This is a genomic window from Bartonella bacilliformis KC583 (genome assembly GCF_000015445.1).
Taxonomy (GTDB): domain Bacteria; phylum Pseudomonadota; class Alphaproteobacteria; order Rhizobiales; family Rhizobiaceae; genus Bartonella; species Bartonella bacilliformis.
The window spans coordinates 696052-720231 of record NC_008783.1 but is presented as its reverse complement, the minus strand read 5'-3'; the positions used below and the strand labels follow the sequence as shown (position 1 = coordinate 720231).

The window sequence follows — 24180 nt, the reverse complement described above, 5'->3', positions numbered from 1 at the left end:
CCTCTTCTAATCAGCCTCAAAAATTACTCTTCCATACCAACTATATACTGACGACGTGCTTGCAAAGTAGAATATTTAATACCACGCTGTGCGGCAATATCCCTAGGATGCATCTGACGCTTCAATGCATCAAAAGTCGCACGCACCATATTATAAGGATTCGATGATCCTAATGATTTTGCAACAACATCTTGCATACCAAGAGTTTCAAAAATAGCACGCATTGAACCACCTGCAATAATACCCGTACCTGCAGAAGCTGAACGCAATAAGACACGACCAGCTCCATGACGACCTTCAACATCATGATGCAATGTACGCCCAGACCGAAGTGGAACATAAATCATTTCACGCTTTGCAGATTCTGTAGCTTTACGAATTGCCTCAGGAACTTCACGGGCTTTACCATGACCAAAGCCAACACGCCCTTTTTGGTCTCCAACAACAACAAGAGCAGCAAAACCAAAACGTCGACCACCTTTCACAACCTTGGCAACACGATTAATGTGAACAAGCTTATCAATAAATTCACCGCCGCTTTCATTTCGACGTTCATCGCTATCATTGTGATCACTGCGTTCTTTCTGTGCCATTCCTCATTCCTTCTTTTTTTCCGGAAGCACGCCAACAAAGTTCCAATAAAAACTAGAGGAACTCACACGAAATACCCCAAATATCTCCTTACCTAGAGCTCTAAGAATACCCTAAAAACTCAAACCGCCTTCACGAGCAGCTTCAGCCAAAGCTTTCACCCTACCATGGTAAACATAAGCCCCACGGTCGAAAACAACTTCATTAATACCAGATTTTTTTGCGCGCTCAGCAATTAATTTACCAACAGCGAAAGCAGCCTTTTTATCAGAACCACTTCTTAAAGATTTTTTCATTCCCTCTTCAAGAGTACATGCAGAAGCAAGTGTACACCCACGCACATCGTCAATAATTTGAGCATAAATATTCTGATTCGAACGGTAAACACTAAGCCGCGGACGACCATTAGCAGCGGCTTTAATTTGACGACGAACGCGCTTTGCACGATGCTGAATAATCTCTTTAGATGAAACCATAATGCGAAATCCCTATTTCTTTTTACCTTCTTTACGGACTAAACTCTCATCCACATATTTAATACCTTTTCCTTTATAAGGCTCAGGCCCGCGATATCCACGAATTTCCGCTGCAATTTGCCCAACTTTCTGCTTATCAATTCCAGAAACGACAATTTCTGTTGGTTTAGGAACTGCCACAGACACATCAGACGGTACTTTATAAACAACATCGTGAGAGAAACCTAGAGACAACTGAATATTCTTACCCTGCAAAGCAGCACGATAACCAACACCGCTTATTTCAAGCTTCTTTTCAAATCCATCTTTCACACCACAAAAAATATTTCTAATCATTGAGTGTGACATACCCCATTTAGAACGAGCATCTTTTGATTGATCACGCGGTGTAACCGATACAATATTATCCTCAAGTTTAACCAAAACCTCATCATTCACGATGTAGCTCAGTTCACCTTTGGGACCTTTTGCCTTAATGAGCTGACCCTCAATAGAAGCAGTGACTCCAGAAGGAACCGGAATGGGCTTTTTTCCAATACGAGACATTGTTTTAACCTGCTTTTCTTCTGTTTTTTTACAATCGATCAGAAAACACGACAGAGAAGCTCTCCACCAACATTCTGCTCACGCGCTTCATGATCCGTCATCACTCCTTTAGGAGTCGACAAAATCGAAATACCAAGACCATTTGCTACTTGAAGAATAGACTTAGTAGAGACATATACACGACGACCAGGCTTCGAAATACGTGAAATTGTACGAATAACAGAAGAATTTTCAAAATATTTTAACTCAATTTCAAATTCAAATTTTCCGTTACCAGAATCAATCTGATTATAGCCGCAGATGTAACCTTCTAACTTAAGAACATCAAGAACCCGAGCACGAAGCTTAGAAGCAGGAGTAACCACCTTGCTCTTTTTTCGACTAATAGCATTACGAATACGTGTTAACATATCACCAAGAGGATCTGACATAGACATTTTGTAACTTCCTCTTACCAACTAGACTTAACAACACCGGGAATATGCCCCAGAGAACCAAGTTCACGCAATGCAATACGTGACATTTGTAATTTACGATAATAAGCCCGTGGACGACCAGTAACCTCACAACGATTACGAACACGAACCCTTGCAGAATTACGTGGCAATTCCGCCAATTGAATAGAAGCTTTAAATCGCTCTTCAAGCGAAACCTTCTGATCCATCACAATCGCTTTCAAACGCGCACGACGCGCAGCATAACGCTTCGCCATCATTTCGCGACGCTTATTCTTCTCAACGGCACTTACTTTAGCCATAACTTTACCTCGCTACATTTGCCGTTACGAACGAAACGGAAAATTAAATGCACGCAATAATTCACGCGCCTCATCATCCGTCTTTGCTGTCGTACAAACGATAATATCCATGCCCCAAATTTGATCAACTTTATCATAGTTAATCTCTGGAAATACAATGTGCTCTTTAATACCCATAGCAAAATTGCCACGACCATCAAAGCTTTTTGGATTTAGACCACGAAAATCACGAACCCGTGGAAGTGCAATCGTGACAAGACGATCCAAAAACTCAAACATACGATCCTTACGTAAGGTAACTTTAGCTCCAAGTGGCATTCCTTCACGAACTTTAAAGCCTGCAATAGAGCTACTTGCATAAGTCACAACAGCCTTTTGACCTGTTATTAATGACAAATCTCCAGCTGCAATAGATGGTTTTTTGGAATCGGAAGTTGCCTCACCAATTCCCATGTTGATCACAATTTTATCAACGCGCGGAATCTGCATTTCATTTTTATAATGAAATTTCTCCTGAAGTATTTTACGAATGACTCCAACATAATGCACTTTCATGCGCGGCTTTTGTTTTTCTTCAGCCATCAATCAATTCTCCTGAACGCTTGGCAAAACGAACCTTACCACCATCTGCATTCATACGAAAGCCCACACGTGTAGGCTTACCATCTTTAGGATCAGCAATCGCCAAATTAGATAAATGAATAGGAGCTTCTTTAGAAATAATTCCAGCTTCTTGCTTTTGTGTTTGGCGCTGATGACGTTTAACCATATTAATTCCACGAACAAGAGCTTTACTCTCTCCTGGATTCACTTTTATAACCTCACCGCTACGCCCTTTATCATTACCAGATAAAATAACAACTCTATCACCTTTTCGAATCTTCTTCATGATATTCGCCTCCTATAATACTTCAGGAGCGAGTGAAACGATCTTCATATGGTTTTTACCACGGAGTTCGCGAGGAACTGGTCCAAAGATACGTGTACCGATCGGCTCTTTTTTGTTATCAACTAGAACAGCAGCATTCCTATCAAAACGAATCACACTACCATCTGCGCGACGAATATCTTTAGCGGTACGAACCACCACAGCCTTCATCACGTCACCCTTTTTTACGCGGCCACGAGGAATAACATCTTTAACCGAAACGACAATAATGTCGCCGACCGAAGCATATTTCCGCTTTGAACCGCCTAGCACCTTGATGCACATGACACGACGCGCACCAGAATTATCTGCAACGTCGAGGTTTGTTTGCATCTGAATCATAACTGGCCACCTCTTCTTAATATCCACATCCAGTCATGCTGTTAACATACCTGGATTTGCCCGCCAAATGACAGCGTAGTTATTGCTAGAAAAATTTACCAATAGAAATAAAATCAATGATAAATTTTAAACCAATTAAACAGTTTATTTAACACACTACACTGTCTTTAACAACAATCCAACGCTTATCTTTCGAAATTGGCCTAGATTCCTGAATAGAAACCTGATCTCCAATTTTGAATTGATTGTTCTCATCATGCGCCTTGTACTTCTTAGACTGCCGAACTGTCTTCTGAAGGAGCGGATGAGAATAACGGCGCTCCACCTTAACAATAATAGTCTTATCACTTTTGTCGCTAACGACAACGCCTTGCAAAATGCGTTTAGGCATCTCTTATTTCCTTAAGCTTTGCTTTCATCCATCTTTTGACGAAAAAAAGTTTTAATACGTGCAATATCACGGCGAACTTGCTTAACACGTGCAGTTTTTTCTAACTGCCCTGTTGCCTTTTGAAATCGCAGATTAAACTGCTCTTTCTTTAAGCTAGCCAATCCATCCTTTATTTGATCGAGCGTTTGTGCTCGTAATTCTTTGGCTTTCATCGTTTAACCTCTTTACTCAACAATACGCTGAATGAAACGAGTCTTAATAGGTAGCTTTGCAGCACCCAACCTAAGAGCTTCACGCGCAACATCTTCAGGAACACCATCAAGCTCAAACATAATACGCCCAGGCGCAACACGTGCTGCCCAATAGTCAACACTTCCCTTACCTTTACCCATACGAACTTCAGTTGGTTTAGATGTAACGGGAAGATCTGGGAAAACACGTATCCATACACGACCAGAACGCTTCATGTAACGTGTAATTGCACGACGAGCTGCTTCAATTTGACGCGCAGTAATACGCTCTGGCTCGACAACCTTCAGGCCGTAAGCACCAAAATTCAAATCCGTACCACCTTTCGAAGCACCGTGAATACGACCTTTGAATTGCTTACGGAACTTTGTGCGCTTTGGCTGCAACATTGCTCTTTACTCCAAATCCTTTTTTAATCATAAAAATTAAACACTTTCACGGCGGCGGTTCAATGAAGAACTTGAATTATCATTCCTCGTAGCACGATGCTCCGAAGCCATTGGATCATGCTCAAGGATTTCACCCTTAAAGACCCAAACTTTAACACCACAAACACCATAAGCAGTCCTAGCCTCTGCTGTGCTGTAATCAACATCAGCACGCAAAGTATGAAGTGGTACACGACCTTCGCGGTACCATTCCATACGAGCAATTTCAGCACCACCAAGACGACCAGAACAGTTAATACGAATACCTTCGGCTCCAAGACGCATAGCTGATTGAACAGCACGCTTCATAGCACGTCGGAAAGCAACACGGCGTTCAAGCTGCTGAGCAACTGATTGCGCAATGATTGTCGCATCAATTTCTGGTTTACGAATTTCAACGATATTGAGCGAAGTTTCAGCATTTGTCATTTCCGAAAGCTGATGACGGAGCTTCTCAATATCAGCACCCTTTTTACCAATGATAAGACCAGGACGCGCAGAATGAATAGTTACACGACACTTCTTATGAGGGCGTTCAATAATAACCTTAGAAATAGCTGCCTGTTTCAATTCTTCCATTACGTATGAACGAATTTTTAAATCTTCATGCAAGAGACGCCCATATTCACCACTATCGGCATACCAGCGTGAACTCCAAGTCTGATTAACTCCGAGACGAAGCCCTATTGGATTAATTTTCTGACCCATTATGCAGCCTCCCCTTTTTCAATAACTTCACGAACAATAACAGTAAGATGCGAGAATGGACGTTCAATTCGACTAGCACGCCCACGACCACGAACATGAAAACGCTTCATCACAATTGATTTACCAACATGTGCTTCTGAAACGATTAACGAATCAATATCGAGATCATGATTATTTTCTGCATTTGCAATCGCTGACTCAAGAGTTTTCTTGACTGTTTGTGCAATACGCTTACGCGAAAACATCAAATCAGCTAGCGCTACATCAACTTTCTTACCACGAATCATTGCAGCGACCAAATTGAGCTTTTGCGGACTAACACGAATCATCCGAGTAACAGCTTTCGCTTCATTATCTTTAAGCTGGCGCAGAACCTTAGCTTTACCCATTATTACTTCCTCTTCGCCTTTTTATCTGCACCATGTCCATAATAGGTCCGAGTAGGAGCAAACTCACCAAATTTATGCCCAACCATTTCTTCAGAAACAAAAACAGGAATATGCTTATTGCCGTTGTGGACGCCAAAAGTCAAACCAACAAATTGCGGCAAAATAGTAGAGCGACGACTCCAAATTTTAATAACTTCGTTACGCCCACTTGCACGGACCTTCTCTGCTTTTCCAAGAAGATAGCCGTCAACAAACGGACCTTTCCAAACTGAGCGAACCACTTTAGACTACCTCTCTTATTTTTTGCGCTGATGACGCGAGCGCATAATAAACTTATCAGTGGCTTTATTGGAGCGTGTACGCTTACCTTTCGTAGGCTTACCCCAAGGAGACACTGGATGACGACCACCCGACGTACGACCTTCACCACCACCATGTGGATGATCAACCGGGTTCATAGCAACACCACGAACATGTGGACGCTTCCCACGCCAACGTGAACGACCAGCCTTGCCATCATTAATATTTCCATGATCAGGATTTGAAACAGCACCAACAGTCGCAAAACAATTACTAGAAACTAAACGCTGTTCTCCAGAATTGAGCCGAAGAATAGCCATTCCTTGATCTCGTCCAACTAATTGTGCATAAGCCCCTGCTGAACGCGCAATCTGACCACCTTTTCCAGGTTTCATTTCAACATTGTGAACTATTGCACCTACCGGCATATTACCAAGAGGCATCGCATTACCAGGCTTAACATCAACACTTAAACCAGCAACAACAGTATCACCAACATCAAGACGTTGCGGCGCGAGAATATAACTCAATTGTCCATCTTCATAACGAATTAATGCAATGAACGCTGTACGATTTGGATCATATTCCAAACGCTCAACCTTTGCAGATACATCAAGTTTGAGACGCTTAAAATCAATAAATCGATAACTACGCTTATGTCTCCCCCCTTGAAAACGAGCAGTAATTTTACCGGAATTATTACGCCCACCTTTTGATAACAAACCTTCTGTCAGCGTTTTTACAGGTTTACCCTTATAGAGACCAGAGCGATCCACAATTACAAGTTGTCGCTGCCCAGACGTAGTTGGATTAAAGTGCTTAAGTGCCATGTTTCCGAGTCTCCCTAAAGACCTGTAGAAAGATCAATTAATTGACCTTTAACTAGCGTCACAATCGCCTTTTTTATATTACTTTGCCGACCAACAATGCCTTTAAAGCGCTTCATTTTACCTTTACGAGTTATCGTATTAACCGCTTTGACTTTAACACCAAAAAGCGCTTCAATAGCAGCCTTAATCTGCGGTTTTGTCGCTTTTAATGCAACATTAAAGACAACCTGATCATATTCAGAAATCATAGTTGATTTTTCACTGATAACTGGACTGACAATTACATCATAATGGCGAAGATTCGTCATTTGAAACGCTCCTCAAGGGCTTCAACAGCTTTTTTTGATAAAACAAGCTTGCTGCGACGTAGAATATCATAAACATTAATTCCTTGAATAGGCAAAACATCAATATTAGGAATATTAGATGCTGCGCGAAAGAAATTCACATCAATCTCTTTGCCACCAATCAATAAGGCATTATTAAAACCAAGTTTAGAAAAATTCGTAGCAAGTACTTTTGTTTTAGGATCTTGGAGATTAAACTCATCAATTACAATTAAGTCATTTGCCTTAAACTTCGCTGACAGAGCTAAACGTAACCCAAGTGCACGACTTTTTTTAGGAAGGCCATGAGCATGACTACGTATTACTGGACCATGTGCCTTACCACCACCTCGAAACTGTGGAGCACGAGCAGATGAATGCCGAGCACGCCCTGTTCCTTTTTGCTTATACATTTTTGCCCCAGTTCGGGATATATCAGAACGCCCCTGTACCTTATGCGTTCCCTTTTGACGACGTGCAAGCTGCCAACGAACAACACGCTGCAAAATATCTTCTCGCGGAACAAGACCGAAAACATGCTCGGAAACACTTAGTTCACCAGTTTTTTTACCATCAAGAGTTTTAATTATAAGATCCATTATTCGACTCCCTCAGCTACAGAGACTTCTGCTATTGGAGTCGCCGGCTTCACTTTCACATTAGCAGGACTGCGAACACCAGCAGGTCTTGGAGCATTATCAGGAAGACGCTTTTTTACGGCATCCCGAACTAAAACCCAAGCCCCCTTAGAACCAGAAACAGCACCACGCACCAAAATTAAACCGCGATCAACATCTATAGAAACAACTTCAACATTTTGTGTTGTTACACGCACCTGCCCCATATGGCCAGCCATTTTTTTACCTTTAAACACCTTACCTGGATCCTGACACTGACCTGTCGAACCATGAGCACGATGTGTAATTGAATTACCATGTGAAGCACGATGCCCACCAAAATTATGCCGTTTCATAACGCCGGCAAAACCCTTACCTATACTCGTTCCTGTTACATCGACTCTTTGCCCAGGAACAAAATGCTCTACCGTAATCTCAGTACCGACATCAAGAAGATTATCGGAACTAACACGGAATTCCACTATTTTAGCCTTAGGTTCAACTAAAGCCTTAGAAAAGTGCCCACGAAGAGCTTTTGAGGTTTTTTCAAATTTTGCAAGCCCTACACCTAATTGAACAGCAGTATAACCATTCTTTTCAACTGTACGCTGAGCAATAACCTGACAATTCTCTAAACGAAGCACTGTTACGGGCACTCTTTCACCAGTGTCATTATAGATACTGGTCATGCCCAACTTCTGTGTTATTACACCTGAACGCATCGGGTTTGTTCCTTCTGTTCTCAAACCTCAGAGCTTGATTTCAACATTTACACCAGCAGAAAGATCGAGCTTCATTAGTGCATCTACCGTTTGCGGCGTTGGATCAATGATATCAAGAAGACGCTTATGAGTGCGCATCTCAAATTGCTCACGACTCTTCTTATCAATATGTGGCCCACGATTGACCGTAAACTTCTCAATCCGCGTTGGAAGCGGAATAGGACCACGGACATTGGCGCCAGTACGCTTGGCGGTCGACACAATCTCTTGTGTTGACACGTCAAGAATCCGATGATCAAACGCTTCTAAGCGAATGCGGATATTCTGACCATTCATGCTCTTCATTTCCCTGTTATGCGAAATGCCTTAAAAAAAATAAAGGCGCTCCTAAACAATTATTCTAATTACTCGATGATTTTAGAAACGATACCAGCCCCAACAGTACGCCCCCCTTCACGGATCGCAAAACGAAGCTTCTCTTCCATGGCAATAGGAACAATCAAAGATACATCCATCGCAACATTATCACCAGGCATAACCATTTCTGTTCCTTCAGGAAGCGTAACAATCCCTGTCACATCTGTCGTACGAAAATAAAACTGAGGACGATAATTCGTAAAAAACGGCGTATGACGTCCCCCTTCGTCTTTCGTCAAAATATAAGCTTCCGCTTTAAATTTGGTATGCGGAGTCACGGAACCAGGTTTCGCTAAAACCTGACCACGCTCAATCCCCTCACGGTCAATACCACGAAGCAATGCACCAATATTATCACCGGCTTGACCTTGATCCAAAAGCTTGCGAAACATCTCAACACCAGTAACCGTCGTCTTAGACGTTGGACGTATCCCTACAATCTCAATTTCTTCACCAACTTTAACAACTCCACGCTCAACACGACCGGTTACAACCGTTCCACGCCCTGAAATCGAAAACACATCCTCTATCGGCATCAAAAATGATTGATCAACTGGACGCTCAGGGGTCGGTATATATCTATCAACCTCACTCATTAAAAGACGAACAGCATCCTCTCCTATGCTTTTATCCGAATCTTCAAGAGCAGCTAATGCTGACCCCTTAACAATCGGTATATCATCCCCTGGAAAATCATATTTTGAAAGAAGCTCCCGAACCTCAAGCTCAACAAGTTCCAAAAGCTCAGCATCATCAACCTGATCAACTTTATTCAAAAAAACAACAATCGCAGGAACACCAACCTGACGCGCTAACAAAATATGCTCACGGGTCTGAGGCATTGGACCATCTGCCGCAGAAACCACCAGAATAGCACCATCCATTTGCGCTGCCCCTGTGATCATATTCTTCACATAGTCTGCATGCCCAGGACAATCAACATGCGCATAGTGACGCTGATCTGTTTCATATTCAACATGTGCAGTAGAAATGGTAATCCCACGCGCCCGCTCTTCAGGGGCCGCATCAATTTGGTCATAGGCTTTAAATTCACCAAAATACTTCGTAATCGCTGCTGTCAATGACGTCTTACCATGGTCAACGTGACCAATCGTGCCAATATTAACATGCGGCTTCGTACGTTCAAATTTGCTCTTTGCCATTTGAGCTCTCCATATTTTTATCCCAACCAAGGACTAAGTTTAAAGTTAATGCGCAACCCAAAAATCACGCGTATTTCTTTTGAATCTCCTGAGCTACAACCGAAGGAACAGGTTCATAGTGACTAAACTGCATTGTATATTGAGCACGCCCCTGACTCATTGAGCGAAGCGTATTTACATAACCGAACATATTTGCCAAAGGAACCATTGCATTCACTACTGTAGCAATACCACGAGCTTCAGTACCAGAAATCTGTCCCCGACGAGAGTTCAAATCACCAATCACATCACCAACATAATCTTCAGGCGTAACAACCTCTACCTTCATAATTGGCTCAAGAAGCTGTGCACCAGCTTTTTTTGCTCCTTCTCGAAATGCTGCACGTGCAGCAATTTCAAAAGCCAAAACAGAAGAATCAACATCATGATAGCCACCATCAATAAGAGTAGCTTTTACACCAAGCATAGGGAAGCCTGCAAGAGGACCTGATCCCATAACGCTTTCAATTCCCTTTTGAACACCTGGAATATACTCTTTAGGAACAGCACCACCAACAATCTTTGACTCAAACACAAAATCATCACCATCATGAGGTTCAAAAACAATCTTCACACGAGCAAACTGTCCAGAACCACCAGATTGCTTTTTGTGAGTATAGTCAATTTCAGCAACTTTCGTAATCGATTCACGATAAGCAACTTGAGGCTGCCCCACATTAGCTTCAACTTTAAATTCACGCCGCATACGATCGACAATAATATCAAGATGAAGCTCACCCATTCCAGCAATGATCGTTTGACCAGATTCTTCATCTGACTTAACACGAAATGAGGGATCTTCTGCCGCCAACCGATTAAGCGCAATACCCATTTTTTCTTGGTCTGCCTTTGTTTTTGGCTCAATTGCAATTTCTATAACAGGTTCCGGAAACTCCATTCGTTCTAAAATAACAGGTTTCAACGGATCACAAAGAGTGTCACCTGTTGTCGTTTCCTTAAGCCCAGCAAGAGCAACAATGTCACCTGCAAACGCTTCTTCAATATCTTCACGAGAATTTGAATGCATTTGAAGCATACGCCCCAAACGCTCTCTTTTTCCTTTTACAGTATTTTCAAGAGAAATACCTTTTTGAACTTTACCAGAATAAATGCGACAAAAAGTCAACGAACCAACAAATGGATCATTCATAATTTTGAAAGCAAGCATAGAAAGTGGAGCATTATCCGAAGATTCACGCACTGTCTCAGCTTCAGTCTTAACATCAATACCACCAATAGCTGGAATATCAACTGGTGAAGGAAGATAAGAAACAACAGCATCCAAAAGTGGCTGAACCCCTTTGTTTTTAAAAGCCGTACCACAAAGAACTGGATGAAATTGAACTTCTATCGTTCCCTTACGAATAAGAGCCTCAAGCTGCTCATTGGTTGGCATAATACCTTCTAAATAAGCCTCTGTCGCAGCCTCATCAACTTCAACCGCCATCTCAATCAGCTTTTCACGATATTCTTCTGCTTTTTCTTTTAATTCAGCTGGAATTTCAGATACTATTGCCGATGCACCAATGGAGCCATCCCAGGTTAACGCCTTCATTTCAACAAGATCAATAACACCCTGAAAATCATTTTCGGAACCAATCGGCAACTGCACAACAAGCGCCTTAGCACCCAATCGCGAACCAACCATTTCTACACTACGATAGAAATCAGCTCCAATTTTATCCATCTTATTAACAAAAACCATGCGCGGCACATGATATTTTTCAGCCTGCCGCCAAACAGTTTCCGTTTGAGGTTCCACACCAGCGTTAGCATCTAACAACGCTATTGCACCATCAAGAACACGCAAAGAACGCTCAACCTCAATTGTAAAATCAACGTGCCCAGGCGTATCAATAATATTAAAACGCCGCTTTCGACCATCACGCCCCTTCCAAAAGGTTGTCGTTGCAGCAGATGTAATCGTGATACCACGCTCCTGCTCTTGCTCCATCCAATCCATCGTAGAAGCACCATCATGCGTCTCACCGATTTTATGATTTTTACCCGTATAGAACAAAATGCGCTCAGTCATTGTGGTTTTACCAGCATCAATATGCGCCATAATACCAAAATTACGGTAGTCTTCGATTTTATATTCGCGAGCCATTCTATCTGCCTTAGATCTTTAAAATACACCTACCAACGATAATGCGAAAATGCACGATTAGCTTCAGCCATACGGTGAACATCTTCACGCTTCTTCACTGCAGTACCACGATTATTCGCTGCATCCACCAATTCACCAGAAAGACGATCAATCATCGCCGTCTCATTGCGCCCACGCGCTGCTTTAATTAACCAACGGATAGCAAGTGCCTGACGACGATCCGGACGAACATCTACCGGAACCTGATAAGTAGCACCACCAACACGACGTGAACGAACCTCAATATGAGGAGCAACATTTTCTAACGCCTGATGAAACAACGCTACTGGATCCGTTTTCACTTTCCCTTCCACCACATCAAGTGCACCGTAAACAATACGTTCAGCAACCGACTTTTTACCATCAAACATAATGGCATTCATAAATTTTGTAATAACCACATCACCAAATTTAGGATCCGGATTAATTTCACGCTTTTCTGCTCTATGACGACGGGACATTGGTTCTATCTCTCAGGCTCTATCTCTCAATTTATTTCGGACGCTTTGCGCCATACTTCGAACGGCGCTGTTTACGATTTTTAACACCTTGCGTATCAAGCAAACCACGAATAATGTGATAACGGACCCCTGGCAAATCCTTCACACGACCACCACGAATCACCACAACAGAGTGCTCTTGAAGGTTATGTCCCTCACCAGGAATATAACCAATCACCTCAAATCCGTTTGTTAAACGAACTTTAGCAACTTTACGAAGGGCAGAATTCGGCTTCTTCGGTGTTGTCGTATATACACGGGTGCAAACACCACGTTTCTGTGGATTTGCCTGAAGGGCAGGAACCTTATTACGCTTAACCGGAACTACACGCGGTTTGCGAATTAACTGGTTTACGGTAGGCATACAACCTTCCTTTTTACAATCTTCATTCGTCTCGCCCAACTTGGGCCTCTTCACGTCCAATTCACCCCAGCACAACTGGAATAAATGCTTAACCGATGCAAAAAATCGGGTAGGACTGATTAACAGCTCACCCGATCACAGGCAGAGGAGGCAAAAGCCTCTTACACTAGCATTTTTCTAAACTTTCATAAACCTCATCTGAGGCGAATTTAAAACTAATGCTTAAACATTAGTGACTCTCACATCGGTTATGACGGTTTCTAATAGCGAGAACATATACATCCGTCAAGTGCCAAACAATAGAAAGTTTATTAAAATAAAAATAAAGTGATATTGCAACATATATAAATTTAGCTTTTAAGCCGCTACCATCGGCTGTAATAATTCTGTATACGAAGAACAGCTACAATATGTTGGGAGTGATTGTATCACTTCTACATAATACTTGCCAATTGCACACATGACGCTTAAAGCTAATATTATGAGAATTGCAACATGGAATATTGCTGGAATAAAAGCACGACATGAAACACTTTGTAAGTGGCTACAGCAAAATCAACCCGATATAGTCTGCTTACAAGAAACTAAAACGATTGATGAAAATTTTCCACGCGATACAATTGAAAGCCTTGGTTATCACATAGAAACACACGGTCAAAAAAAATTCAATGGCGTCGCAATTCTTTCTAAAAAAAGACCTGATGAAATTATCACTCATTTGCCAGGCAATAATAATGATGAACAAGCGCGTTATATTGAAGCTGTTTACTCAACAAACAAAGGAGCTATCCGTATAGCTTCTGTTTATCTTCCAAATGGAAACCCCATCAATAGTGAAAAATATCTTTATAAAATGGAATGGATGGAAAGACTATATACACATGCAAAATCATTACTTACATACGAAGAGCCTCTCATTTTAGCAGGTGATTATAACGTTATTCCAACTTTATCAGACGCAAAAAATCCTCAAGAATGGAAACATGATGCTTTATTTCTTCTTCAAACAAGACAAGCATTTCAACGCATCATTCATTTAGGTTTTTATGATGCTTTACGCAGTGTTACAGAGGATCCCTCTTTCAGTTTCTGGAATTTTCAAGCTGGTGCATGGTTTAAAAATAATGGCATTCGTATTGATCACTTCTTATTATCATCAGAAGCTATTGATCAGCTTATCTGCGCTTACAGCCAAACAGAGGTGAGAGGCTATAAAAACCCCTCAGATCACACGCCTGTTTGGATCGAACTCGATTATAACTTACAGATGTAATGTTTGTTTCACGGGAATAAGTAAAAAAATATCCCACCTCAAATAAAAACATGCTACATAGCGTGCGAAAGAATATCATAAAGGCAATAGCAAAAAATAAAATAACCGGAGGAAGTAATGAGGAGATCACTATCAGTATTGATTACAACAGCCATCATTGGGTTGATAGTGAGTGTCGCGCACGCTCAAAATGATACACTTGAGAGAATTAAACAAACAGGAAGAATCACTTTAGGTGTTCGCGAATCTTCCGGTTTAGCTTATGCACTTGGTAATGGTAGATATACAGGATTTCATACAGAAATGGCAGAAAACATTATTAATGACATTTCAAAAAAAATTGGAAAACCAATCAGAATTCGTTATCTTCCTATCACATCACAAAATCGAATTCCTCTGTTGCAAAATAATACTTATGATTTTGAGTGTGGTTCTACAACAAACGATACTGCCCGTGGGAGATCTGTAGCATTTGCTTATACAACTTATGTTGAAGAAGTTCGAATTGCTGTTAAAAAAGACTCTGGCATTAAATCTATCCAAGATTTAAATGGAAAAACAATCGCTACGACCACCGGAACAACAGCTGTTCAGCTTATTCGTCAAAATGGACGTGCAAAAAACATTAACTTCAGAGTCATTAATGGCAGAGATCATGCAGATAGCTTTTTGTTATTAGAATCCGGCCGTGCTGACGCGTTTATTATGGACTCTTCAATTCTTGCTGGAAGTATCTCTAGATCAAGAAATCCATCTGATTATATGATTCTTGATGCTGTACTTTCAGTTGAACCTATTGCTTGTATGCTCCGATTAGAGGATAAAAATTTTGAACAAGCAATCAATGATAGTATCGTAAGCCAAATTAAAGACGGTTCACTTGAAAAGTTATACAACAAATGGTTTATGGAACCAATCCCTCCTACAAATACTGTTGTAGGTCTTCCTTTATCAGAATCAATAAGACATGCTTGGGAAAATCCCAACAATAAACCTAAAGAAGATTATACAGAAAACAGCCTATAAAATTTAAAAGAACAACCACATTCTCTGAGATTTAAGTGTGGTTGTTTCTGCGTTAATTTTTCAACACGTTTAGCATATGTAAATATGATTAATTTTTTCATCCTAATTCAAGCGATGACTGACTAACTTTAGGAAATATCGATTAATGGACTTTTCTTTCCTTTGCTTAGATGATCTTACTCAAATGCCAGTAGCTGGATGTCTTGGGACATCTGGTATAAGTCATACCTATTTGGATACACTTCTTGATGGCTTCAAAAATACAGCTGTACTCTCTATTTCTTCATTAATATTAGCTGTATTTGTCGGTGTTGTTATAGGAACAGTGCGTACTCTGCCTAATACTTCCGTAATCAATAACACATTTCGCGCTATAGGCGGAATCTGGGTAGAAATTATGCGTAACATTCCTTTGCTGGTACAAGTATTTTTATGGTACTTTGTCGTCCCTAAAATTTATCCACCAGCAATGAATTTTTCACCAATTATATTAATAACCTGTGCTTTAGGTTTTTTTACATCCGCACGTATCGCAGAACAGGTTCGCTCAGGAATTGAATCTATCCCTTCTGGACAACGTTATGCAGCCATGGCAATAGGATTTACTACTTATCAAAGTTATCGCTATATTATGATACCGCGTGCTATTCGTACTATCTTGCCACCCCTTACCTCAGAAGCAATGGGTATAGTAAAAAATTCATCTATAGCATTCGCCGTTTCTATTCATGAACTAATGCAATTTCAATATCAAACGATTGAGGAAGTAAGTCATGTTTATGAAAATTACATGTTAGTTACAATTCTCTATATTATCATATCATTGTTCATATTTGTTATGATGGCAATAATGGAGAAAATGCTTAAAATTCCTAATTTAAAGACACAGGAGCGTTGATATGATAGATTTCATGAGCTCTAATTTTTGGTCTTATTTTCCTTTTGAGTTTTCAAGCTTTGATTTTTCATTTTTTACTTTTGAAATATTCCGTTCTTATATTCTTTCAGGTCTGCTTTTTAGTGTTTTTCTAACATTTGTAGCAACAATATTTGGACTTATCTTCGGCGTATTATTGGCAATGATGCGACTTTCTTCTATTAAACCTTTCTCCTGGTTTGCTGCAATTTACATAACTGCCATGCGCTCAATACCTCTTGTCATGGTTATTTTATGGTTTTTTGTGCTTTTGCCTTTCTTGATCGGCACATCAATCGGTGCCAATAATTCAGCAATCATTACCTTTACTGCATTTGAAGCTGCTTATTTTGCAGAAATTATGCGCGCCGGCATACACTCAATTTCGCAAGGGCAAAAACAAGCAGGACACGCACTTGGAATGACATATTGGCAAAATATGTATATTGTGATTCTTCCCCAAGCTTTTAGAAATATGCTTCCAGTCTTTTTAACACAGGTTATTATCCTTTTTCAGGATACAACTCTTGTCTATGCAATCAGTGGTAATAGTCTCTTAAATGGCTTTGATCTTGTTTCTAACAATTTTGGTGTGAAACCAGAAGCCTATATTTTAGCAGCCGTTTTTTACTTCGGCATTTGCTTTACATTATCGCAGATAGTTTTGTATCTACAGAAAAAAATATCCATTATCCGCTAACAGGAAAAAAAATGTCTACTCATATGATCCAAATTAAAAATGTTTCCAACTGGTACGGCGAAGTTAATATTCTTAAAAACTGCACCACCAATATCGATAAGGGAGAGGTTGTAGTTGTTTGCGGACCATCGGGATCAGGTAAATCAACCTTTATTAAAACTATTAACGCTCTGGTACCTTTTCAAAAAGGTGAAATCTGGATTAATGGAATACCAGTGCACTCAAAAGAAACAAATTTACCTAAACTACGTAGTCATGTAGGGATGGTTTTTCAACATTTTGAACTTTTTCCACATTTATCCGTCACAGAAAATTTAACAATTGCACAAATTAAGGTTTTAAAGCGTAGCAAAAAAGAAGCACTTGAGCGCGGCTTGTTATATCTTGAACGTGTTGGGCTTATTGAACATAAAGATAAATACCCTGGTCAACTTTCTGGAGGTCAACAACAGCGCGTTGCTATTGCTCGTGCTTTAACCATGGATCCGCTTGTTATGCTTTTTGATGAGCCAACTTCTGCTTTAGATCCTGAAATGGTAAGTGAAGTATTAGACGTCATGACGGGCTTAGCAGAGGAAGGCATGACAATGATTTGTGTAACTCATGAAATGAGTTTTGCACAGAAAGTATCGAAGCGAATAATTTTTATGGATCAAGGGGCGATTCTCGAAGATTGTTCATCTGAAGAGTTTTTCTCTAACCCACAGAATAGAACTCCGCGTGCGCAAGAGTTTTTATCAAAAATTCTCAGTCATTAAATTGCGATGTTGTGTTTGGGCTATCTCTATATTACAGACCCTATAAATAAAAGGCTAAATTTCTACGCCCAAATACACAACTAACAAGCTGCTTTCTTATAATCAGTTATCCAACAACTTTTGCCACGCATTCTATTTTAAGTTTGCCATCAATAGCAAAAATTTACCTTTCATAGATAGAATGAAACTAATTTTTGTCTCCTGTACTGGCTTTATTGTAAATTGAAATTAATTTTCTGAACAACGAGCTATTTTTTTAGTACCATATTTCCAGGCATAGTCTGAGCAAGAAATTTTTTTTCTTGGTTGCAGGCGAATATCACTGCATTACCTGCTCAAGATTTTTTTCATCCCCTTCCTTTAAAACATTTTTTAAGAAAAACCCTCACAGCTATTGTTCACTTATAGCATCCATTATTTTTATTATCAAAATACCTGACTTCATCTCACTGTCACGTGCTAATCATGAATTTTTGCATACACATTTGAAATGTTTTCCAACGATAAAAATAAAGCATTAAAAATCTCAAATTTGTTACGATAATATAATAATGAATCAGAAAATAACTAAGCCAGCCGCTCTAAAGCAACAGAAGCCTTTTCTCTTGCAGCATGCAATTCTAGGATTCTTTTACGTTCACTTTCAACAATTTCTAGTTTTGCATTTTCTACAAATTTTGGATTGTTTAATTTAATTGATATTTTTTCAATATCTTGCTCGATTTTACTGATATCTTTTATCAAGCGTGCACGTTCAGCATCTAAATCAATCAACTGCCCCAACAATAAACAAAAAGTTTCCTTTCCTAGAATAATTTGGGCTGATACTTCTGGAATTTTATTAGAAAAACAAATTGTCTCAACGCGTGCTAGCCTCTTAAGAATAGCCTCATAACGTTGTACACGTTCCTGTATTTCCTCCCCGCCTTCTGTGATGATAACAAGAGGCGCAAGTGCAGCTGCTGGAATATTCATCTCAGAGCGAATAGAGCGAATACCACTAATAACATCAATAAGCCAATTAACATCAGCTGCAGCTTCTTCATCTGAAAAGATTATCTGTGGCCACTGTGTTAATGCCAACATATCTTCACGCTTCGTACCTGGCATTGCTGTAAGCGACCACAACTCTTCTGTTATATGGGGCATGAAAGGATGGAGAAGCTTATAAACCTCATCTAGCACCCAAGCAGTACATGCTTGTGCTTCTTTCTTAGAATCTTCATCTCCTCCCTGAAATATAGGTTTAAGAAATTCAAGATACCAATCACATAATGCATTCCAAATAAATCGGTAAAGTGCGCTAGCAGCTTCATTAAATTTATAATTTTCAATACTAGAAGTTACTATCGAAACCGTTTTAGATAATTCTGTTAAAATCCAACGGTTAAATGCAAGTTTTGTTTGTTCTGGCTTAAACGCTAAATCATGCTTAACGTTATTAATTTCTGCAAATCGAGCCGCATTCCACAATTTTGTAGCAAAATTGCGGTAACCCGCAATACGGGAAGGATCAAGTTTTACATCACGACCTTGCGCTGCCATAATCGCTAAGGTAAAACGCAACGCATCTGCACTATATTGATCAATGAGCTCTAATGGATCAACAATGTTTCCTTTAGACTTTGACATCTTCGCGCCATGCGCATCCCGTACAAGAGCGTGAACATAAACGATTGGAAAAGGCACCTCACCCATAAAGTGAATACCCATCATCATCATACGAGCAACCCAGAAAAAAATAATATCAAATCCGGTAACCGATAAAGATGTTGGGTAAAATGTCGTTAATTCATTAGTTTTATGAGGCCAACCTAAAGTCGAAAAAGGCCAAAGAGCTGATGAGAACCAAGTATCCAAAACATCCTGATCACGAGTTAATTTAACTTCTGTGCCATAATAAGACAAAGCTGAAGCTAATGCCTCTTCTTCATTTTTTTCAACAAAAATCGTACCATCAGGACCATACCAAGCAGGAATCTGATGTCCCCACCATAATTGGCGAGAAATACACCACGGTTGAATATTTTCCATCCAATTGAAATAGGTCTTTTTCCAACTATCTGGAACAAAATGCATCTTTCCCTGATGAACAGCCTCTATCGCTGGCTTCGCTAATTCCGCAGCATTGACATACCATTGATCTGTTAGAAGCGGTTCAATGGGAACCCCACTTCGATCACCATGAGGAACAGTATGCAAATGATCATCAACTGTTACCAAATACCCTCCTTCTTCCATAAGAGAAACAATTCTATCTCGCGCAACAAAACGATCAGATTGATCTACATTCTTTACCAACTCTTTTAATTGATCCGACACAACCAAACCATCAAAGAATGCTTCATTATCACGCAAAAAGATTTTAGCTCTCTGCGTAAAAATATTGATCAAAGGTAAATTATTCTTTTTCCCAATTTCAAAATCATTAAAATCGTGTGCCGGCGTGATTTTTACAGCACCGCTTCCCTCTTCAGGGTCAGCATAATCATCACCAACAATCAACAATTTACGACCCACAAATGGTAAAATAGCATTTTTACCTATGAGATCTTTATAACGATGATCTCTAGGATTAACTGCGATTCCTGTATCACCAAGCATTGTTTCAGGACGTGTTGTTGCAATTGTTATAAAAGTTGTAGGATCATCTTGATCAAAAATTTTACCTTCAAGCGGATACCTAAAATGCCATAAATGACCTTGAATTTCTTTTGACTCAACTTCAAGATCCGAGATAGCTGTTAATAATTTTGGATCCCAATTAACCAGACGCTTGTCCTTATATATTAACCCTTGCTTATAAAGCCTAACAAAAACCTCACGAACAGCCTCTGACAAACCTTCATCCATTGTAAAGCGCTCACGCGACCAATCACACGAAACACCAAGACGCCGCAGTTGACTAGAAATGACATTACCAGCCTCATGGCGCCATTTCCAAACACGCTCAATAAATTTTTCTCGCCCCATTTCTTGACGAGTTGGTTCCTGACGCTCTGCAAGTTGACGCTCAACCACCATTTGCGTTGCAATCCCTGCGTGATCCATGCCAGGCTGCCATAACACATTTTTGCCATGCATCCGCTGAAAACGCACCATAATATCTTGAATTGTTGCATTTAATGCATGCCCCATATGCAATGAGCCCGTTACATTTGGTGGCGGAAGCATAACACAGAAAGCTTCTGTGCATGATTTTGAACCTGCTCCTGCTTTAAAAGCACCACGCGTTTCCCACTGCTTCGCAATACGTGACTCTACAGCAGCAGCGTTATAGGTTTTTTCTAGCATTTTTCTATCCACCTGTTACAGCGCGCCCCAAAAGTACAACTTATAACTGAATACTTAATCACATGATTTATAAGTTACCTACTTAAAACAGCTTGCAAAACTGAAAAATCGCTTTTCATGGTAAATAAAATTCAGACCGCTAAAAATAATAACTACCTAGCATTTAAGGTAATTTTTTAATTATCTTAACGATCTCTTCACGCAAAATTCTCTCAAGAACAACGGGTAATTCACGCTGTAACCATTCCGCTATAGCTGGACGTAATATATCTTCCGCAATCTTCTCCGCAGAAGAAACAAAACGCGCAGACGATCCTACATAATCAGAAATCGTATCCCCTTGCTGAGATCCACGGGTATCGTCCTGTCCTGTTTTATGAACAGACATCTGTTCTTCAGAGGAAAATTTCATCTTTTGCATATCCAAACCAACTGTACCATATTTTGTATTATTTTCTACTTCCGCATTATTTTTCATATGCGCAAAAGATAAATCCTCATCATCAGAGGAAATACCAATACGATCCGCTAAAGTTTTTATTGCATCATCAACAGATAAAGCTGCCTCATCAAGCCCTTCTAGTGGTACTGTTGAGCTCTTTTCAGAAGAAGAATTGGTCACAACGACTTTATTTGAAATCTGATCAGCCTGAATTGCATTTTCTTCGATTATTTCACGAATAGATGTTAAAATTTCATCCATACTTGGCTCACGCAATGCACTCGAACTTTGTACCATATCTAAACACCTCTCAAAAATGCAAAAACAAAAACCATTATATCAGTTTAACAAAATAATTACACAATTAACACATCTCTTCATACTGAAGATAAACCACACACAACTTTTATTTACCTCGATAACAGAAAATAGCATTCCAAGATTACTTAAACACAAAAAAACGCTTCTTTCTTATGTTTTTAGTGAGTATCTTGAGTAGCCTTCAATCCTAAATAACTTGCCGTTAGTCTACCAATAGAAGATTGAACAGTATAACTCGCAATAATAGCATTTCGTTCTGCAGTTACTAGTGAAATCTGAGCATTAATCAACTCAGTGCGGGACTTTAAAACATCCAACGTCGTTGCCTGCCCTAAACGGTTCTCTTGCATACGACCTTTGAGAGCAATTTCTGCAGCACGTACACTCTCGCGATAAGCTACAACAGATGCGCGCGTGCCCTCCAATTGAAACCAGGCAGAAGCGAGTGCCTGTTTTACATCACTTTGAGCCAAATCAAACTGAAGACGAGCCTGTTCAAATTGTTCCCTCGATTGGCGAACCTGTGCAGAAGTGCGCCCACCCTCAAAAATCGGAACACTTAATGAAAGCCCTACTGATTGAGAAACACTATCTCCTCCAGGAATACCATAAGCCCGATTATAGGACATGGATGCAGAGAGATCAAGCTTAGGAAACATTGCTCCCTCTTTTGCTTTTACATTGTATGAACTAGCATCAACCAAATATTTTGCGTAAAGAATTGCTGGATGCGTAACAACAGCAATTTGATAACCAATATCAAGACTCTCCGGCAATTCTTTTGCCCCTGAAGGAGACTCCAACTTTGCGGGATAATCTCCTACAACTTGCTGATAAATTGCTTCCGCTGATTTTGCTTCAGAACGTGCAAGACTATACTCAGAGACAGCGAAAGAGCGCGCTGCTTGTGCCTGAGCAAATAAATTTTCTCGACGAAGCTCAGCAATACGACGCGTTTGATATACGTTAGCATACGCTTTTATAACATCTAGAAACAAATTTTGTTCAGCATTACGAAAAGATTCACGCTGTGCTTGCATTTTAACTTGAGCTGATAAAAACACATTTTGTGTAACAAAATCAAACAATCTTTGATTTATTCTTAGTTCTATGGAACCAGAATTCTTATAAGAACCTGTAGCATTATTTCGATTATAGTTCCCAATCCCATCAATTTGCGGTAGAAAACCAGCACGCGCAATCGTTACATCATCATTTGCTATACGCGTAGCTGCGCGCTCGTAGTTTAATTTAGCATTATATACATAAGCTTTAGCTAAAGCATTTTCTAATGTATCGGCGTAAGCTGATCCTGAGACAAAAGTTCCTAATGTAAGTAACAAACATACCTGAAATTTCTTGCTTATTTTAAACACGATATAAATCCCAAATTAATCATCTATTTTCTATTCACTAGGTGCTGCAAATACTAAAACACAAAGTCAGGTATTCTTAAAAATTCGGAAAGCGGCTTTACAGAAAGGTTAAAACCACGACGAGCCGAAATACTCCCCTCTTCCTTTATATAGATTTGCGCAATACCAGCATTACCATGCCCTTCAACCACAAGAAGGCGCCCCCCTTCTTTCATTTGATCAAAGATACCATCAGGAATAAAATCAACAGCACCTTCAATAAAAATTAAATCATAGGGCCCCTTAACAGCACACCCCTTCTCCAATAATCCATGCACAACAACCACATTATCACACTGATAGCGTTCTAAAAGTTCAGCAGCTTGTTTCGAAAGCGCCTTATTGCTTTCCAACGCAATAATAGATTTAGCAAGCTTTGAAAGCAAGGCTGCACAATAACCACTATTTGCACCAATGTCTAATACACTATCCGATGGTTTTACGGCTGCAAGCTGTAACAGCTTTGCTAAAGACGCAGGTTTCATCAAATAACTCGCAGGGATATCACCTTGTGGTGGAAAAATAAGAATATCAGTATCAAGGTAACTTAAATCTTTAACATCTTCTGGTACAAAATCTTCACGTGGCACCGTTAAAAATGCTTCAAGAATCGATAAATTCGTTACATCCACAGTACGAATCTGATTATCAACCATTTTGCGGCGAAGCTCTGTGAAATTTGCAACCATAACTAGCTCTTCCCTCCTACCTACACCTACCTACGACAAGCACCACAACAAATTGGAATAGCTAAGACACAAATTATCTCTTACTTTGAGTGTGACAAAAAAGCATGCTCCCGT

At 40.0% G+C, this 24180-nt stretch carries 32 protein-coding genes; 5 read left to right on the top strand and 27 right to left on the bottom strand.

The window, feature by feature from the left end:
- Positions 1–23: 23 nt before the first annotated feature.
- The 23 genes from rpsE to rpsL form a co-directional block, all read right to left on the bottom strand.
- Positions 24–593: a 30S ribosomal protein S5 gene (gene rpsE, locus BARBAKC583_RS03475; RefSeq protein ID WP_005766947.1), complete on the bottom strand. Its 570-nt coding sequence runs from the start codon at positions 591–593 to the stop codon at positions 24–26.
- A 111-nt stretch (positions 594–704) separates the two neighbouring features.
- A complete protein-coding gene (rplR, locus tag BARBAKC583_RS03470) occupies positions 705–1067 on the bottom strand; it encodes a 50S ribosomal protein L18 (RefSeq protein ID WP_005766945.1) in 363 nt (120 codons plus the stop codon).
- A 12-nt stretch (positions 1068–1079) separates the two neighbouring features.
- Positions 1080–1613, bottom strand: a complete 534-nt coding sequence (gene rplF / locus BARBAKC583_RS03465; protein ID WP_005766942.1) for a 50S ribosomal protein L6 — start codon at positions 1611–1613, stop codon at positions 1080–1082.
- A gap of 38 nt (positions 1614–1651) precedes the next feature.
- Positions 1652–2050, bottom strand: a complete 399-nt coding sequence (gene rpsH, locus BARBAKC583_RS03460; RefSeq protein WP_005766940.1) for a 30S ribosomal protein S8 — start codon at positions 2048–2050, stop codon at positions 1652–1654.
- A 14-nt stretch (positions 2051–2064) separates the two neighbouring features.
- Complete coding sequence (gene rpsN / locus BARBAKC583_RS03455; protein ID WP_005766938.1) at positions 2065–2370, bottom strand: 30S ribosomal protein S14; 306 nt, start codon at positions 2368–2370, stop codon at positions 2065–2067.
- Between the two features lie 24 nt (positions 2371–2394).
- Positions 2395–2952 (bottom strand): 50S ribosomal protein L5, encoded by a 558-nt coding sequence (gene rplE, locus BARBAKC583_RS03450; protein ID WP_005766936.1) that lies wholly within the window; start codon positions 2950–2952, stop codon positions 2395–2397.
- Complete coding sequence (gene rplX, locus BARBAKC583_RS03445; protein WP_005766919.1) at positions 2945–3259, bottom strand: 50S ribosomal protein L24; 315 nt, start codon at positions 3257–3259, stop codon at positions 2945–2947. Before rplX ends, rplE begins: the two co-directional genes overlap by 8 nt.
- Positions 3260–3271: 12 nt before the next feature.
- Positions 3272–3640 (bottom strand): 50S ribosomal protein L14, encoded by a 369-nt coding sequence (rplN, locus tag BARBAKC583_RS03440; RefSeq protein ID WP_005766917.1) that lies wholly within the window; start codon positions 3638–3640, stop codon positions 3272–3274.
- Between the two features lie 148 nt (positions 3641–3788).
- Positions 3789–4031, bottom strand: a complete 243-nt coding sequence (rpsQ, locus tag BARBAKC583_RS03435; RefSeq protein WP_005766915.1) for a 30S ribosomal protein S17 — start codon at positions 4029–4031, stop codon at positions 3789–3791.
- An 11-nt stretch (positions 4032–4042) separates the two neighbouring features.
- Entirely contained in the window at positions 4043–4243 is a 201-nt protein-coding gene (gene rpmC / locus BARBAKC583_RS03430) for a 50S ribosomal protein L29 (RefSeq protein ID WP_005766913.1), read from the bottom strand.
- Between the two features lie 12 nt (positions 4244–4255).
- Entirely contained in the window at positions 4256–4669 is a 414-nt protein-coding gene (gene rplP, locus BARBAKC583_RS03425; protein ID WP_005766912.1) for a 50S ribosomal protein L16, read from the bottom strand.
- A gap of 36 nt (positions 4670–4705) precedes the next feature.
- Positions 4706–5416, bottom strand: a complete 711-nt coding sequence (gene rpsC / locus BARBAKC583_RS03420) for a 30S ribosomal protein S3 (protein WP_005766909.1) — start codon at positions 5414–5416, stop codon at positions 4706–4708.
- A complete protein-coding gene (rplV, locus tag BARBAKC583_RS03415) occupies positions 5416–5805 on the bottom strand; it encodes a 50S ribosomal protein L22 (protein ID WP_005766907.1) in 390 nt (129 codons plus the stop codon). The genes rpsC and rplV overlap by 1 nt, the downstream gene beginning before the upstream one ends.
- Before the next feature lie 2 nt (positions 5806–5807).
- Positions 5808–6086, bottom strand: coding sequence for a 30S ribosomal protein S19 (gene rpsS / locus BARBAKC583_RS03410; protein WP_005766905.1), 279 nt, complete (start codon positions 6084–6086; stop codon positions 5808–5810).
- 15 nt (positions 6087–6101) lie between these two features.
- Positions 6102–6935, bottom strand: coding sequence for a 50S ribosomal protein L2 (gene rplB, locus BARBAKC583_RS03405; RefSeq protein ID WP_005766902.1), 834 nt, complete (start codon positions 6933–6935; stop codon positions 6102–6104).
- Positions 6936–6949: 14 nt separating this feature from the next.
- Positions 6950–7243 carry a 50S ribosomal protein L23 gene (locus BARBAKC583_RS03400; RefSeq protein ID WP_005766900.1) on the bottom strand — a complete coding sequence of 98 codons (294 nt, stop codon included), beginning with the start codon at positions 7241–7243 and terminating at the stop codon, positions 6950–6952.
- The gene (rplD, locus tag BARBAKC583_RS03390) at positions 7240–7860 is read right to left on the bottom strand and encodes a 50S ribosomal protein L4 (RefSeq protein WP_005766898.1); all 621 of its coding nucleotides are present in this window, start codon (positions 7858–7860) and stop codon (positions 7240–7242) included. The genes BARBAKC583_RS03400 and rplD overlap by 4 nt, the downstream gene beginning before the upstream one ends.
- A complete protein-coding gene (rplC, locus tag BARBAKC583_RS03385) occupies positions 7860–8600 on the bottom strand; it encodes a 50S ribosomal protein L3 (protein WP_005766896.1) in 741 nt (246 codons plus the stop codon). Before rplC ends, rplD begins: the two co-directional genes overlap by 1 nt.
- Before the next feature lie 27 nt (positions 8601–8627).
- A complete protein-coding gene (gene rpsJ / locus BARBAKC583_RS03380) occupies positions 8628–8936 on the bottom strand; it encodes a 30S ribosomal protein S10 (protein ID WP_005766894.1) in 309 nt (102 codons plus the stop codon).
- Positions 8937–9004: 68 nt separating this feature from the next.
- On the bottom strand, positions 9005–10180 hold the full coding sequence (tuf, locus tag BARBAKC583_RS03375; RefSeq protein WP_005766892.1) for an elongation factor Tu: 1176 nt from the start codon (positions 10178–10180) through the stop codon (positions 9005–9007).
- Between the two features lie 64 nt (positions 10181–10244).
- On the bottom strand, positions 10245–12329 hold the full coding sequence (fusA, locus tag BARBAKC583_RS03370) for an elongation factor G (protein ID WP_005766888.1): 2085 nt from the start codon (positions 12327–12329) through the stop codon (positions 10245–10247).
- A 29-nt stretch (positions 12330–12358) separates the two neighbouring features.
- Complete coding sequence (gene rpsG / locus BARBAKC583_RS03365) at positions 12359–12829, bottom strand: 30S ribosomal protein S7 (RefSeq protein ID WP_005766885.1); 471 nt, start codon at positions 12827–12829, stop codon at positions 12359–12361.
- A 31-nt stretch (positions 12830–12860) separates the two neighbouring features.
- Positions 12861–13232, bottom strand: coding sequence for a 30S ribosomal protein S12 (rpsL, locus tag BARBAKC583_RS03360; RefSeq protein ID WP_005766884.1), 372 nt, complete (start codon positions 13230–13232; stop codon positions 12861–12863).
- A gap of 481 nt (positions 13233–13713) precedes the next feature.
- On the opposite strand from rpsL, the gene xth reads away from it, so the two are divergent.
- From xth to BARBAKC583_RS03335, 5 genes are all read left to right on the top strand, one after another.
- On the top strand, positions 13714–14505 hold the full coding sequence (gene xth, locus BARBAKC583_RS03355) for an exodeoxyribonuclease III (RefSeq protein ID WP_005766882.1): 792 nt from the start codon (positions 13714–13716) through the stop codon (positions 14503–14505).
- Between the two features lie 117 nt (positions 14506–14622).
- A complete protein-coding gene (locus BARBAKC583_RS03350; RefSeq protein ID WP_011807349.1) occupies positions 14623–15531 on the top strand; it encodes a transporter substrate-binding domain-containing protein in 909 nt (302 codons plus the stop codon).
- Between the two features lie 145 nt (positions 15532–15676).
- Positions 15677–16429: an amino acid ABC transporter permease gene (locus BARBAKC583_RS03345; RefSeq protein WP_005766877.1), complete on the top strand. Its 753-nt coding sequence runs from the start codon at positions 15677–15679 to the stop codon at positions 16427–16429.
- A 1-nt stretch (position 16430) separates the two neighbouring features.
- On the top strand, positions 16431–17147 hold the full coding sequence (locus tag BARBAKC583_RS03340) for an amino acid ABC transporter permease (RefSeq protein ID WP_005766875.1): 717 nt from the start codon (positions 16431–16433) through the stop codon (positions 17145–17147).
- A gap of 11 nt (positions 17148–17158) precedes the next feature.
- Positions 17159–17905, top strand: a complete 747-nt coding sequence (locus BARBAKC583_RS03335) for an amino acid ABC transporter ATP-binding protein (RefSeq protein WP_035453066.1) — start codon at positions 17159–17161, stop codon at positions 17903–17905.
- Positions 17906–18472: 567 nt separating this feature from the next.
- Here BARBAKC583_RS03335 and BARBAKC583_RS03330 read toward each other — a convergent pair.
- The 4 genes from BARBAKC583_RS03330 to BARBAKC583_RS03315 form a co-directional block, all read right to left on the bottom strand.
- Positions 18473–21199, bottom strand: a complete 2727-nt coding sequence (locus BARBAKC583_RS03330; protein WP_005766872.1) for a valine--tRNA ligase — start codon at positions 21197–21199, stop codon at positions 18473–18475.
- Positions 21200–21362: 163 nt separating this feature from the next.
- Positions 21363–21938 carry a DUF2497 domain-containing protein gene (locus tag BARBAKC583_RS03325; RefSeq protein ID WP_005766870.1) on the bottom strand — a complete coding sequence of 192 codons (576 nt, stop codon included), beginning with the start codon at positions 21936–21938 and terminating at the stop codon, positions 21363–21365.
- A gap of 182 nt (positions 21939–22120) precedes the next feature.
- On the bottom strand, positions 22121–23338 hold the full coding sequence (locus BARBAKC583_RS03320; RefSeq protein WP_011807351.1) for a TolC family protein: 1218 nt from the start codon (positions 23336–23338) through the stop codon (positions 22121–22123).
- Positions 23339–23391: 53 nt separating this feature from the next.
- On the bottom strand, positions 23392–24066 hold the full coding sequence (locus BARBAKC583_RS03315; RefSeq protein ID WP_005766867.1) for a protein-L-isoaspartate O-methyltransferase family protein: 675 nt from the start codon (positions 24064–24066) through the stop codon (positions 23392–23394).
- Positions 24067–24180: the final 114 nt, after the last annotated feature.